Annotated in this window: 14 protein-coding genes; 13 read left to right on the plus strand and 1 reads right to left on the minus strand. The window is 37.2% G+C overall.

The window, feature by feature from the left end; translation table 11 throughout:
• Window positions 1-37: 37 nt before the first annotated feature.
• Entirely contained in the window at window positions 38-217 is a 180-nt protein-coding gene (locus ACKI30_RS05120; protein ID WP_407410483.1) for a hypothetical protein, read from the minus strand.
• 88 nt (window positions 218-305) lie between these two features.
• Here ACKI30_RS05120 and ACKI30_RS05125 point away from each other — a divergent pair, with 88 nt between their 5' ends.
• The 13 genes from ACKI30_RS05125 to ACKI30_RS05185 all read left to right on the plus strand — a co-directional run.
• Complete coding sequence (locus tag ACKI30_RS05125) at window positions 306-719, plus strand: archease (RefSeq protein WP_407410460.1); 414 nt, start codon at window positions 306-308, stop codon at window positions 717-719.
• Window positions 720-754: 35 nt separating this feature from the next.
• Window positions 755-1,075: a DUF4064 domain-containing protein gene (locus ACKI30_RS05130; protein ID WP_295163039.1), complete on the plus strand. Its 321-nt coding sequence runs from the start codon at window positions 755-757 to the stop codon at window positions 1,073-1,075.
• Window positions 1,076-1,244: 169 nt separating this feature from the next.
• Window positions 1,245-1,652, plus strand: a complete 408-nt coding sequence (locus tag ACKI30_RS05135; RefSeq protein ID WP_407410462.1) for a hypothetical protein — start codon at window positions 1,245-1,247, stop codon at window positions 1,650-1,652.
• Between the two features lie 41 nt (window positions 1,653-1,693).
• Window positions 1,694-2,149, plus strand: a complete 456-nt coding sequence (locus tag ACKI30_RS05140; protein WP_407410464.1) for a hypothetical protein — start codon at window positions 1,694-1,696, stop codon at window positions 2,147-2,149.
• Window positions 2,150-2,222: 73 nt separating this feature from the next.
• A complete protein-coding gene (locus ACKI30_RS05145; protein WP_407410466.1) occupies window positions 2,223-3,671 on the plus strand; it encodes an RtcB family protein in 1,449 nt (482 codons plus the stop codon).
• A 5-nt stretch (window positions 3,672-3,676) separates the two neighbouring features.
• The gene (gene mtnP / locus ACKI30_RS05150; RefSeq protein WP_407410468.1) at window positions 3,677-4,435 is read left to right on the plus strand and encodes an S-methyl-5'-thioadenosine phosphorylase; all 759 of its coding nucleotides are present in this window, start codon (window positions 3,677-3,679) and stop codon (window positions 4,433-4,435) included.
• Window positions 4,436-4,445: 10 nt separating this feature from the next.
• Window positions 4,446-5,015, plus strand: a complete 570-nt coding sequence (locus ACKI30_RS05155) for a flavodoxin family protein (RefSeq protein WP_407410470.1) — start codon at window positions 4,446-4,448, stop codon at window positions 5,013-5,015.
• Window position 5,016: 1 nt separating this feature from the next.
• Complete coding sequence (locus ACKI30_RS05160; RefSeq protein WP_407410472.1) at window positions 5,017-5,337, plus strand: NifB/NifX family molybdenum-iron cluster-binding protein; 321 nt, start codon at window positions 5,017-5,019, stop codon at window positions 5,335-5,337.
• 72 nt (window positions 5,338-5,409) lie between these two features.
• Window positions 5,410-6,219, plus strand: coding sequence for a class II glutamine amidotransferase (locus ACKI30_RS05165; protein ID WP_407410474.1), 810 nt, complete (start codon window positions 5,410-5,412; stop codon window positions 6,217-6,219).
• 24 nt (window positions 6,220-6,243) lie between these two features.
• Window positions 6,244-7,635: a glutamate--cysteine ligase gene (locus ACKI30_RS05170; protein WP_407410475.1), complete on the plus strand. Its 1,392-nt coding sequence runs from the start codon at window positions 6,244-6,246 to the stop codon at window positions 7,633-7,635.
• Between the two features lie 461 nt (window positions 7,636-8,096).
• Window positions 8,097-8,678 (plus strand): 30S ribosomal protein S3ae, encoded by a 582-nt coding sequence (locus ACKI30_RS05175; RefSeq protein WP_407410477.1) that lies wholly within the window; start codon window positions 8,097-8,099, stop codon window positions 8,676-8,678.
• Window positions 8,679-9,013: 335 nt separating this feature from the next.
• Entirely contained in the window at window positions 9,014-10,726 is a 1,713-nt protein-coding gene (locus ACKI30_RS05180) for an Ig-like domain repeat protein (RefSeq protein WP_407410479.1), read from the plus strand.
• A gap of 473 nt (window positions 10,727-11,199) precedes the next feature.
• The coding region (locus ACKI30_RS05185) for a hypothetical protein (protein WP_407410481.1) at window positions 11,200-13,320 on the plus strand (2,121 nt) is incomplete at its 3' end.

Below are 13,320 nucleotides of genomic sequence, written 5' to 3' on the forward strand. Positions count from 1 at the left end.
CAACTAAGGGTTTGGTATTGTAAATTCAATTAAATCCTTATATGATAAACGGATTTTGAGCTGCAACAACAGAAATAACAGATAAAAGTAATGCTGCTATAACTACAAGCATTACCATGCAAGATTGAATGTCTATGCTATAATAATCGATTTCGTCTACTATTGAACTTTTTTTTCTTAAATCTGCTTGTAATGTGGTGTCATTATTTCTCAACATAGTAATCACTATATTTTAATTGTTGAAAGTCCATATATAAAGAAAGAGTGAGAGAGCATTTGAAGAGTATTATTTTCGAGGAAAAATCATGAAAAACTATGAATATTTTGAAGCAACTGCCGATATAGGTTTTAATGCTTATGGAAATGACTTGAATGAAGCGTTTGAAAATGCCAGTGCGGCAATGTTTAACATAATCACTGACACTTCCAATGTCGAAGCCAAAAAGGAAATATCATTTGAAATTACATCAGAGGACGAAGTTGCACTGCTTTACGATTATCTTGAAGAGCTTTTATTCCACCATGAGGTGGATTTCATGCTTTTCAGTGAGTTTCACATAGAAATTGATGAAAACCTCCATCTTAAAGCAACAGTCAAAGGTGAGGAAATCGACTGGGACAAGCATGAGAGAAAAACCGAAATCAAGGCAATAACCTTCCACAAGATGGCGGTTGAAATATCCGACACCGTAAAGCTTAGGGCCATTGTGGATTTATAAATCTATAAATAATATTATTATACATATTATTAAACATGAAACGAACTAGAACTGTGTCAAGAACTTTTGAAATGGTGATGGGAATCATAGGTTCCATCATAGGAATATTTTCAGGTTCTTTTTTAATATTCATAGAAAGCTTCGGGCAAGTACACACTCCTTTTTTAGGCATGGTTGCCATTATAGCGTCCATTTTAGGAATCATTTCCAGCTACTATGTCAGAACCAATGAGGAGGTTGCAGGTGTAGGATTTATCATTGCAACTATGTTTGTTATTGTCGGATCTGCATACATCAACGTTTTAAGTGCAATATTTTTACTGATTGCAGGAATTTCTGCATTATTTAGAAAATAATATTTATTTTTTCTTATAATTTTGTTTTTGAAAAATACAAAACCTTTTTTAACCATCAACTCGATATTATCTATTATATTGAAATTTCAAGCCTATTTACTGCGATTTGAGGTAAATATTCTCACGTGAGAACAATTTTTCAGACTCAAAGCAATTTTGAGGTGATTTTATGAGTATCAATTTTGAAAAAGAAGTAGAATATATTGAAAATTTAAATAATGATGCTGAATTTTTTGAAATGGAATTTGAAAAAATAAAAAATAGTTATCCGATGATTGATTCAAATGAGATTCATGATTTTTTAAAAAATAAACCGGGCATCATAGTCGCTTTAAATGAAATCAGGCCGTTATTGGATGATTATGTTCCATATGCTAAATTTCATTTGATTTTGGATGATGATCCTCTTTTTGTACCTCAACTTTTGCTTATGGTCAATGCCCCTAAGGATAAGTTTGGAAACGGTTTTAAAGGAAATATCCGAAAAATCAATTCTTCCATTCGTCAATTTCTTCTGGAATTTGATTTAATCGCTGAGTTTTTCATATTTGAAGGTTCAATTCGTGATAATCATTAAATTGCTATCTTAAATCATCCCAACTATTAGAGGTATTTTTCATGCAAAATCAGGATTTTAAAAATGAAATTGAATATGTAAATCATTTAAACGGTGATGATGAATTTTTTGAAAAGGAATTTAAATGCATCCAAAAGGATTTCCCATTTCAGAATTATGACGAAATTCACGGCATTTGCGCTAAACATAGGGGGTTAATTCTTCTTTTAAAGAAAACCAAGCCCCTTCTGGATGAGCATGTTCCATATGCATCAGTTCATCTGGAGCTTGATGACGATCCCCTTTTTACACCTCAGCTTCTGGTTGTTGTCAAAGCACTTCAAAAAGACTTTAACAATGGATTTGCTGACGATATAAAGTTAATTGAGTCTAAACTTGAGGCATTGATTTTAAAACTCAAGCTGCACATGAAATTTTTCATCTGGGATACCTGCTGCACCCCTTACGGAAAGTCATCCCCGGACATGCACGACCTTTACCGGGAAGGTCCGGTGTAGTTTCTCCCATCTACCCAAACATTATTTAAACACCACTAACAAAAATTATCACATAATAAATTTTGTGATGATTATGACAATTAAAGATGAAATCAAAAAAGTTAGGGATAACGTTTATGAAATTCCGGGCTCCTACAATAAGAAAATGAGAGCTTCCGGAAGATTCTACATCGCAGATGAATACTTTGACGACCTTGAGGAAGGGGCTATCGAGCAGATTGTCAATGTCGCTTGCCTTCCGGGCGTTCAGAGATATTCCATCGGACTTCCGGACATCCACTTCGGATACGGATTTCCAATCGGCGGCGTTGCGGCATTCAGCATGAGAAACGGTATTGTATCACCTGGTGGTGTCGGATTTGACATCAACTGTGGCGTAAGGCTCATCAAATCCAACCTGACCATGGAAGACATTGAGGGCCATGTTGACGAGCTTACAGAAAAGCTTTTCAAAAACATCCCTTCAGGTGTGGGAAGCAAAGGCAAAATCAGACTTGAAGAAGGAGAAATCGACAAGGTTCTTGATTACGGTGCAGAATGGGCTGTTGAAAACGGCTACGGCTGGAAGGAAGACCTTGAAGTCTTGGAGGAAAACGGAAGAATGGTCGATGCCGATTCAAGCATAGTTTCAGACAAGGCTAAAAAAAGAGGAATTCCTCAATTAGGCTCATTAGGTTCCGGAAACCACTTTTTGGAAATTCAGGTTGTTGATGAAATCTACAACGAGGAAGTTGCTGAAGTCTACGGCCTTGAAAAGGGTATGATTGTAGTCATGATCCATTCAGGCTCCAGAGGATGCGGACACCAGGTATGTTCAGACTACCTTAGGATAATGGACAAGGCATACAAGAAATACAGAATCCAGCTCGATGACAGGCAGCTTGCATGCGCACCTCTGGATTCAAAAGAGGCACAAAACTACATTCAGGCAATGGCTGCTGCTGCAAACTACGCATGGGCAAACAGGCAAATGATGACTCATTGGATTCGTGAAACCTTTGAGGACGTTCTTGGAAAATCAGCAAAAGACATGGAAATGGACATTGTCTATGACGTTGCCCACAACATCGTGAAAATGGAAACCCACAAGGTCTACAACCGTGAAGAGGACCTCCTTGTCCACAGAAAAGGAGCAACCCGTGCATTCGGTCCTGGAAGAGAGGAAGTTCCTGAAAAATACAGGGCAGTAGGACAGCCTGTACTTATTCCTGGAACCATGGGAACCGCTTCATACGTATTGTGCGGAACCGAAAAGGCTATGGAAGAAACATTCGGTTCAACCGCTCACGGTGCAGGAAGGGTATTGTCAAGGTCCAAGGCCAAAAAGGACTATGACGCTGATGAAATCACAGCAGACCTCGAATCCAAGGGAATCAAGATCAAGGCAACAAGCAAACATGTCATTGAAGAGGAAGCTCCTGGAGCATACAAGGACGTTGACAGTGTAGTTCGCGTATCAGACAGCACAGGAATCGCTAAACTTGTTGCAAAAGTCAAACCTATTGCAGTATGTAAAGGGTAGTTAAGATGATAGGCATAATAGGCGGCAGCGGTGTGTATGAAATCACCCAAAAAGCAGACAGCTGTGAAACTCAACTGGTCAAGACAGAATATGGTGAAGTGGAAGTGTCAATTCTTGAGATTTTCTCAAAGAAAGTCGCATTCATACCTCGCCATGCTTCAGGTCATTCCATTCCACCGCACAAGATTAATTTCAGAGCAAACATTGATGCTTTAAAGGCAGTCGGTGTGGACAGGATTATAGCAACCAATTCAGTCGGATCCATGAATGTTAACATGCCTCCAGGTTCATTTGTTATCCCGAATGACTTTTTAGATTTCTCACAAAACAGGGCAAAAACATTCTATGAGGACAAGGTTGTCCATGTAGATGTCACCGAACCGTACTGTCCAAGCTTAAGGGACGTATTGACCGAGTGCGGTGACGTTATTTTAGGCGGAACATATGTGTGCACAGAAGGGCCAAGATTCGAAACTCCTGCCGAGATAAAAATGTTCAAGATGCTTGGAGGAGACCTTGTCGGAATGACAGGACTTCCTGAAGTCACTTTGGCACGCGAAAGGGAAATTTGCTACAATTCAATATGCATAGTCTCCAACTATGCCTCAGGAATATCCGAACAGGAACTTACAATCGATGAAGTCTTCGAAATGGTGGCTGAAAAGGAAGTTGAGCTACTTGACTTGATTTACAATTTCATAAAAAAAGTGGACGATTCATCAGATTGCACATGTCATCATGCATTAGATGGTGCAGAAGTGTAAGTGTGATAATATGAGTAAGGTTATTCTATTAAATGCAAGTCCAAGAGCAAACTCCAACACCAAAATAGTTCTTGAGGAATGTGCAAAGGAAATCGAGAAGGAAGGTGTCGAGGCTGAAATCATCTCCCTTAAGGGGATGAAGATTCAATCCTGCATCGCATGCCTTAAGTGCACAGAAACAGGAAACTGCGTTTTAAACGACGGCCTGGATGAGATCATCGAAAAGATACGCCATGCAGATGGGTTCATACCTGCAGCACCGGTATATTTCGGAACCGCAAGGGGAGACATCATGGCTGCCCTTCAAAGGATCGGTAAGGTCTCCCGCGGAGGGGACAGGTTCCTTGACTGGATGGTCGGAGGACCTATAGCTGTTGCAAGGCGTGGGGGAGTGACACTGACACTTCAGGAAATGCTGATGTTTTTTGCAATAAACAACATGATAGTTGCAGGAAGCACATACTGGAACATGGTGATTGCAGGGCCTGAAGGAACTGCTCTTGAAGACACAGAAGGAATAGAAACAATAAGGCTCTTTGGACGTAATGTGGCAAAGATAATTAAGAAGGTAAGGGATTAGAATGCGTTTGGCTGTTGTATCTTCAGACGGAGAAAACGTGGATTTGCACCTTGGAAGGGGAAAGTCCGTTTTCGTATATGATTATGATGATGACTTGAAATTTGTGGAACGCCGTGATGTTGAAATTTCCGATGATGCAAAGCATCAGGGCGGTAAGGTAATCAAGATGTGCAATGACTGTGATGTATTGATTGCAGTTCAGTATGGATTCAAATCCAAAATCAAGGCTAATGATGCTGGAATCAAGCTTGTGATGGATGAGGGTCCGGTCGATGATGTATTGCAGAGATACATTGACCATGTTAATTTTATGAAATCTTAGAAAACTTTAATAATATTAAAAATATAACATAAGTTATACTGTGTTATTTTGATATGGTATGTGATGATAAAAATGTGTGAAATATTTTGTTTTAGCTCAAAGACTCCTAAACAAATAAACTCTCTTCTTGAAGGCTTTTACAGTCACTCGGAAGAGCATCCGCATGGCTGGGGATTGGCAAACTTTTGCGGTGAGGATTCTCTTATAGAAAAGGAACCTCTCAAGGCATCCGACAGCGAGAAGCTAAGGGATATACTCTCCCGTCCGATTGTCGGCAGTACCGTGTTTGCCCACATCCGGCTGGCCACCGTGGGTGAAATCACGCCTCTTAACTGTCATCCGTTCTTCAGAAAAGATGTGGACAATCGCTCATGGATGCTTATTCATAACGGAACAATCTTTAATTTTCCTCAGGATGAAAAATACAGAAAAATCCAAAAGGGAAGCACAGATTCGGAGAGAATACTGCTTTATGTGATTGATAAGGTCAATGAATTTGAAAAGGCCAACGGCTCAGCTTCCGGTGAAGAGCGCTTTGATTTGATAAATGGCATATTGTCAAAATTGGCAGAAGGAAACAAGCTTAACATAATGATTTATGATGGTGAGCTGACTTATGTTCATTCCAATATGAGGGAATGTCTTTATCGTTTGATGCATGATGATGAGTTAATATTCGCATCCTCGCCTGTCAATGATGATGAAAACTGGGAAGAAATCGAAATCAACACGGTATTTGGAATTGTTGGCGGCGATGTGGTTTTCAAAGGAAAAAACCATGGAAACGAGTTCATTTTCACAGAGGAACATGAAAGGATAATACTCGAAATGCTGCCCGATGATTTAAAGAAAAAATATATGCAATTACAACAAAACGAATAGCATTACATTAATCGGGGTAAAAACATGGATCTGTTGTGCTTATCTAATCTAACTAAAGAGGAAATTTTGACAGGGTCATTTGGACTTGAATGGGAAAGCCTGAGAGTCCACAAGAACGGACAGCTTGCTTTAACCAAGCATCCTGAAATTTTTGGAGACAAGCTTAAAAATCCAATGATAACCACTGACTTTTCAGAAAGCCAGGTCGAGATGATCACGCCTACTTATGAAACAATTGACGAGGCATTTGATGTTTTTGCCATTCTGGCGGATATTGTAAACACATCCCTTCGCGATGATGAATATTTATGGTTCCAGTCACTGCCGTGCATTTTGCCTTATGAAGATAAGATACCAATAGCAAAGTATTCCGATGAGGGAATTGAGTCTCAAAAGTATCGTGAAGCGCTGGCACGCAAATATGGCCTTAAAAAACAGATGATATCCGGTATTCATTTTAATTTCTCATTTTCAGACGATGTATTGAAGAAACTGCACAGGATTTCAGGTTCCGATTTGAGCTTCAGGATGTTCAAGGATGAAGTTTATCTAAAGATTTCCCGTAACTATTTAAGATACTGCTGGATGATTATTTATCTGACAGGATGCTCCGTAGCTGCACACTCATCATTCACGTCCCAATGTCTTGACATGATGGATTCCAGGGACGCTTATGGAGATTACTACTCCACCAAGGGCGTTTCATTCAGAAATGCATCCTGCGGATACAAGAATCTCAAAGATCTCTATCCGTCATACGCAAGCGTAAGTGAATTCACCCGTGATATACAGTCATTCATTGATTCCGGCGATTTGTCCGAGGCAAAGGAGCTCTATACTCAGGTAAGATTAAAGCCTAAAAACCCTGCAGATTATCTAAACTCCCTTAATGAGGGTGGAATAGAGTACATTGAAGTAAGGACTCTTGACATAAATCCCTTCTACAAATGCGGCCTTATCAAGCGTGACATGAAGTTCCTGCAGCTATTTTTGATTTACATGCTTGTTAAAAGGGAATCCGATTATCCCGACTGGCAAAAGGAAGCCAAGATTAATGAGGAACTGACTGCCGAAAGGGCATATGATGAGGACATGAGGCTTTTGAGGGATGGCAGGGAAGTGACCCTTCAAAGCTGGGCTGCCGAAATAATCAATGAGATGTATGGCATGTGTGACGTGTTCCATATTGATGAGTACAGGACCCTAAAGATCATGCATGACCGTGTTTTGAATCCGGAGCTAACCTATGGAAAAAGACTCCTCAGTTTAATAGAAGAGAGGGGCTACATAAATACCAACACTATACTTTCCATGGCAAATAAGAAGTCAAGCAAGGACGCTATTAGAACCTGTGATGACAACATGCGTGAATTGTATGAGAAGTGTGCATCGATAGTGCTGAAGTCCGATATTTGATTCAAAAAATATATTGTAATTTGAAAAAAAGTTCTATTGTATAAAAAATTTTCCTTGCAAGTTTGACTTTCTTTTTCAATTTCAAGGCAATATTGAGGGTTAAATTTTTTTCTATTGTAAAAAATCAAAACATTATTTATTTTTTTTGAAATTGATTTTTTTCATTAAATTTTGAAATTTCAATAATCTTTATATATCATGAATAAAATAACTATCTATAACCTTTATGGGCGGGTTTTAAAAAAATAAAACTTAATTACAAATATTTTCTTTAAATAAAGTGAGAATATCTCACGATAGTCTAAAAGATGATTTTAAAGCGGAAATTTCTTGAAATCATTTTTAAAGTTTATTTTGTAGATTATTTTATAAACTAAATAATGTAAGACTATTTTTTAAAATTAAATGGCGAAACGCTAAATTACATATATAATAAATTATTAAATTGAACGGTTGATATAATGGCAAAAGCAAAATCAAGACGTAGAGTACGTGATACATGGAAAGAAAAATCCTGGTATACTATTAAAACACCAGTAAACTTTGAAGATAAAGAAATTGGAGAAACTCCAGCAAAAGATCCAGAACTTCTCATTGGTAGAGGCGTAGAAGTTACTATGAGAGAATTATCCGGAGATTTCTCAAAACAATACATCAAACTCAGATTTGAAATTGACAATGTTGCAGGTGATGTGGCAAACACTAAATTCACCGGACACAAAACCACTACTGACTATGTAAGAAGTATGATCAGAAGAGGAACTTCCAGAATCGACGCTTCTGCAATCGTCAAAACTAAAGATGACCGCAAATTAAAACTCCAAGTATTAGCTGTAACCGTAAGAAGAGCTAAATCTTCCCAACAAAGATTCATGAGAAAAACCATTGAAGACTTACTCATTGAAGCAGCTGCTGAAAGATCCTTCGATGACTTGGTAAAAGTTTGCGTAAATGGTAAATTAGCTTCTGAAATTTACCACAAAGCTAAAAAAATCTACCCTCTCAAAAGGGTTGAAATTATCAAAAGTAAAGTAATCAAATAGATTACTTCCTTTCTCTTTTTCTTTTTTTTAATGCCAATCGTGGCATATGTACTATTTTAACATTCTCTGTTTTTTCTAATTATAGTTTAATTATTTTATTTTATTTTGTGACTATGATGGGAATATTGCATTAATATTGAAATTTATTTAAATTTTCAATAAACCGAATTATTGTTCTGTTCACTAAATATGCCACATTTAGTGTATACTGTCACATTTTTTTTCAAAAATGTTCACATTTTGTTGTATTTTTTTTCTATTAATATTCTATTGTAAAACCAACTTTTATATGCTCCGAGCATTAAAATATGTACGTATATATATTTGCTTACTTAATGGCAAATTATACTGGTGATATTACAATTGAAATCGACGGTAAACGCTACACTCAACCTATTGTAGACGGCAAGGCAACATTCACAGTTGAAAACCTGACTGCTGGTGAAAAATCAGTATTTGCAATGTATGAAGGAGACGAATACTATGATCCTAACCATGCATCTGAAAGCTTCAAAGTATCCAAATTGCCATCAGAAGTAACTGCAACAATTGAGGATACAAAAGTGGACGATAACGTAACAATTACCGTTAAAGTGCCTAGCGATGCAACCGGTCAGGTATTGATTGACATCGACGGTGTCGGATACTATGTAAACATAACCGACGGTACAGGATCAATCGAAATACCTCGCATACCTAGTGGCGTATATGAAGTTGGCCTTACCTACACCGGTGATGACAAATACTTGCCAAGCACAAACACTTCAAAATTCAATGTGGATAAGGTAGAACCGTTCGTGATTCCAACTGCTCATGACATCTATGTCGGTCAAGTTGAAACAATCACACTCCAAGTTCCTGCAGATGCAACAGGCACAGTAACTGTTGTAATCGCTGGTGAAGCATACACATTCACATTAAATGAAGGTACATTAGGTGTAGTATATTCCGAAGGTAAAAAATACACTGTTGCAGTAAGCGGCGGAAACGGTGAACTGGTTGTTACAGGATTGCCTGAAGGCGAATATGTTGTCAGCGTAAAATACAACGGTGATGACAAGTACTTGCAATGCAGCAACGAAACAACTTTCAGAGTCCTTGCATCCCCTGATGTTCCAAAACACGACACTCCTATTAAAGTGGATGTGGATGACATCAAGGTTGGCGAAACAGCTGTCGTTACAGTAACCGTTCCTAAAAACGCAACTGGTAGTATTACCATTGAAATCGATGCTAAAAACTACACTGCAGAAATCAAAGACGGAAAAGCTATATTTGAAGTGAAAGGATTAAGTGCTGGAGACAGAACAGTCGCTGTCACATATGACGGTGATGAACACTATCTCGGAAACTTCACAACCGGTCAATTTACAGTATCCAAAGTCCCATCAACAGTATCTGCAACAAGCAAAGACATCACTGTTGGAAAAGACGAAATCATTACTGTAACTGTCCCTCGTGACGCAACTGGTCGTGTATTAGTTGACATTGACGGCGTAGGTTATTATGCAGACATCGTTAACGGCAAAGCTAAAGTCATTGTTCCTGAACTTCCAAGCGGAAAATACACCGCTAAAGTAACATACGAAGGAGATGGCAAATACTTGCCAAGCACAACAACAACAAAATTCACTGTAACCAAAGTTAAAACTCCAATTTCAGCAACTGGAGATAAAATAGAACAAGGTGAAGATGCAACAGTTGTTGTTAAAGTGCCTAGCGATGCAACAGGTACAGTAACCATTACAGTCGATGGTAAAAAATACACTGCTGTAGTTGAAAACGGAAAAGCAGTATTTAATATCCCTGGCCTGACTAAAGGTGATCATGATGTTACCGCAGTTTACTCAGGTGATAAGAAATACGAAGCAAATGACACAATAACTGATATTGATGTCCATTATGAAGATGGCCCAAATCCTCATCATGATGGTGAAAAACACGTTAATGCTGGTTTAGCAAAATATCCAACCGGTAATCCAATATTAGTATTGTTGTTAGTCTTGTTGGCGCTTGGTTCAACACAATTAAGAAGATTTAAAAAATAATTAAATCTTCTTTTTTACCTTTTTTTAAACACCCTTTTCATTTATTTGAATTCAACTATGATTATTTTGTGAACATTCAATTTTTTATTGAAATATTGATATTTCCTTTTTAGTTAATTTTTCAGTGATTAAAACTTGACTATTTTTATCAAGTGATATATATCAATCTATTGATTTAGCCATGTTTCGAGCGATAATTTTTGAGGCTATTTTTTTCTGGAGCTATTTTTCCGGAAAATTTTTCGATTAAATATTTTTTAAATGCATATGATATATGTAAAATATGTTTACTTTTTTTCTAATTGCTTTGGATGTTAACTAATTGAAAAAATATTGTTCTAAAATATGTTCAATTTTTTTCTAAATACCATTTAGTAAGTCATATATATTATAATTTTTAAAAATAAATATCACGTTAAACTCTCCATAATGTTTACAGACGTAAACAATATTTTACTTGGAGGGGGTGTATTATGAAAATGAGAGATATATTAATTATATGTATAATTATGTGTTTTATTTGCTCTTTATCTGCAGTTTCAGCTGCTGATTTAGATGTAAATAACGCAGATAATGATATACTGACAACACAAGACAATGTTTCTGTTGTCAGCGAAAGTAATGATCTTTCGTCATATTCACTCCCTGATACTGAAGAAACGGTACTAGGTGATGGTGACGCAGGATCATTCACGGACTTGAAAAATTTAATAGATAATGATGAGACAGGTACAGTTACCTTAGATAAAAACTATACCTATAATGCAGATACTGATTCAGATTTGGCTACCTTAGGTATTCCAGTTTCTACTGCAAAAATTATCCAAGGTAATGGTCAAAATATTGTCATCGATGCAAAAGGCTTATCTAAAATTTTCCAATTAACCGGTACCGTTACTTTAAAAGATTTAACATTCATCAACGGTTATAGTGAGAATACAGCGGCTATATATGCTAACAGTCCACTCACTATTGAAAATTGTATTTTCAAAGATAACTTTGGAATGTATGGAGGGGCAATACGTGCTGATGGTTCCTTAACAGTGGAGAGTTCTACATTTATTAATAATACTGCGTATAATGGTGGAGCCATATGTACTGCTTCAAGCCCAGTTGCAACTACTGTCATTTCAAATTCCCAATTCATTAACAACACTGCGTTGACGGAGGGTAATGGTGGATCAATTTTAGTTTCAGGTACTCAAACCAGAATAGACAATGTCAATATTACTAACAGTTATGCAGGTGCTGAAGGTGGTGCTATTATGTTAAGTTATAGGGACACTGGAAGGCCTCCTGCTAATGTTCGCTTAACCAATATTAATATTATTAATGCTACTTCTGCTAGAAATGGTGGAGGTATTATGGCAAGTGGTCCTGTTGCATTAATGGAAAACATTACTATTACTGATTGTACTTCTGGTAATGGTGGTGGTATATTTATGAGGGCTATTGCAAATAGATTCAATAACATTACCTTAACCAATAATAAAGCTACCGTAAATGGTGGAGGTATGTACTTTTATCCTTCTGATACAACAGGTGTTCGTGAAGGTTTACATAATTCCCGTTTCATTAACAATACAGCTAATAATTATGGTGGTGCAATATATATTTATGGTGATAATGGTAAAATCAATACCACTGAATTTGTAGGTAATGATGCATCTAAAGGTGGTGCTATATATGTAGATGGTCAAGGTTGGAGTATCCATGGATCTACTTTTACTAACAATACTGCTACTGCTACAAGTACTGTCAATGGTGATGGTGGTGCAATCCTTTGGGTTGGTGCACAAGGTAGTATTGATGGTTGTGAGTTTAGTGGTAATAATGCTTCCTATCGTGGTGGTGCTATATATCTAGATGGTAGTAATAGTACTTATATTACTAACACTGACTTTACCAATAACTATGCTGGTGTTAATGGTGGTGCAGTTGATTACCATCAAGATGCTCATAATGGTCATTTAATTAATGCTACTTTCACTAATAATGTAGCTAACAGGTCTGGTGGTGCTGTATTCTGGTATGGTAGTTTAGGTACTATACAGAATGTTACATTTATTGATAACTCAGCATTAGGTAATGTAATGTATAAAAATTCCTATGGTATTAATACTACTGGAGGTCATGGTGGTGCTATTATGTGGACTGGTACTAATGGTACCATTGATAATTGTACATTTATAAGCAATGATGCTAAAGTCAATGGTGGTGCTATTTTCATGCAAGGTAGTGTTGAGGGTAATTGTAGTAACATGCATATTAGTAATATTGTCTGTGAGGATAACTTTGCTGGTGTTAATGGTGGTGCTGTTGACTGGTATAAAGGTGCTTATAACTGCACTTTGGAAAATGCTACATTTACTAATAACATTGCTAATAGATCTGGTGGTCCTGTGTTCTGGTTTGGTCATTTAGGTAGTATCAAGAATGCTGTATTTACTAATAACTCTGCTTTAGGTAATGTGATGTATGAAAATTCCTTTGGTGTTAATACTACTGGTGGTCATGGTGGTGCTATTATGTGGACTGGTGCTGATGGTACTATTGATAATTGTACATTTGTTGATAATGAGGCTAAGGTCCAT

The organism is Methanobrevibacter sp. (assembly GCF_045539575.1).
GTDB lineage: Archaea > Methanobacteriota > Methanobacteria > Methanobacteriales > Methanobacteriaceae > Methanocatella.

What these genes read in the sequence shown, in the direction of transcription:
- ACKI30_RS05145 (WP_407410466.1), top strand. Translation starts at nt 2,223, where the DNA reads ATGACAATTAAAGATGAAATCAAAAAAGTTAGGGATAACGTTTATGAA.
- ACKI30_RS05135 (WP_407410462.1), top strand. Translation starts at nt 1,245, where the DNA reads ATGAGTATCAATTTTGAAAAAGAAGTAGAATATATTGAAAATTTAAAT.
- ACKI30_RS05160 (WP_407410472.1), top strand. Translation starts at nt 5,017, where the DNA reads ATGCGTTTGGCTGTTGTATCTTCAGACGGAGAAAACGTGGATTTGCAC.
- ACKI30_RS05120 (WP_407410483.1), bottom strand. Translation starts at nt 217, where the DNA reads ATGTTGAGAAATAATGACACCACATTACAAGCAGATTTAAGAAAAAAA.
- ACKI30_RS05130 (WP_295163039.1), top strand. Translation starts at nt 755, where the DNA reads ATGAAACGAACTAGAACTGTGTCAAGAACTTTTGAAATGGTGATGGGA.
- ACKI30_RS05175 (WP_407410477.1), top strand. Translation starts at nt 8,097, where the DNA reads ATGGCAAAAGCAAAATCAAGACGTAGAGTACGTGATACATGGAAAGAA.
- ACKI30_RS05140 (WP_407410464.1), top strand. Translation starts at nt 1,694, where the DNA reads ATGCAAAATCAGGATTTTAAAAATGAAATTGAATATGTAAATCATTTA.
- ACKI30_RS05165 (WP_407410474.1), top strand. Translation starts at nt 5,410, where the DNA reads ATGTGTGAAATATTTTGTTTTAGCTCAAAGACTCCTAAACAAATAAAC.
- ACKI30_RS05180 (WP_407410479.1), top strand. Translation starts at nt 9,014, where the DNA reads ATGGCAAATTATACTGGTGATATTACAATTGAAATCGACGGTAAACGC.
- mtnP (WP_407410468.1), top strand. Translation starts at nt 3,677, where the DNA reads ATGATAGGCATAATAGGCGGCAGCGGTGTGTATGAAATCACCCAAAAA.
- ACKI30_RS05125 (WP_407410460.1), top strand. Translation starts at nt 306, where the DNA reads ATGAAAAACTATGAATATTTTGAAGCAACTGCCGATATAGGTTTTAAT.
- ACKI30_RS05155 (WP_407410470.1), top strand. Translation starts at nt 4,446, where the DNA reads ATGAGTAAGGTTATTCTATTAAATGCAAGTCCAAGAGCAAACTCCAAC.
- ACKI30_RS05170 (WP_407410475.1), top strand. Translation starts at nt 6,244, where the DNA reads ATGGATCTGTTGTGCTTATCTAATCTAACTAAAGAGGAAATTTTGACA.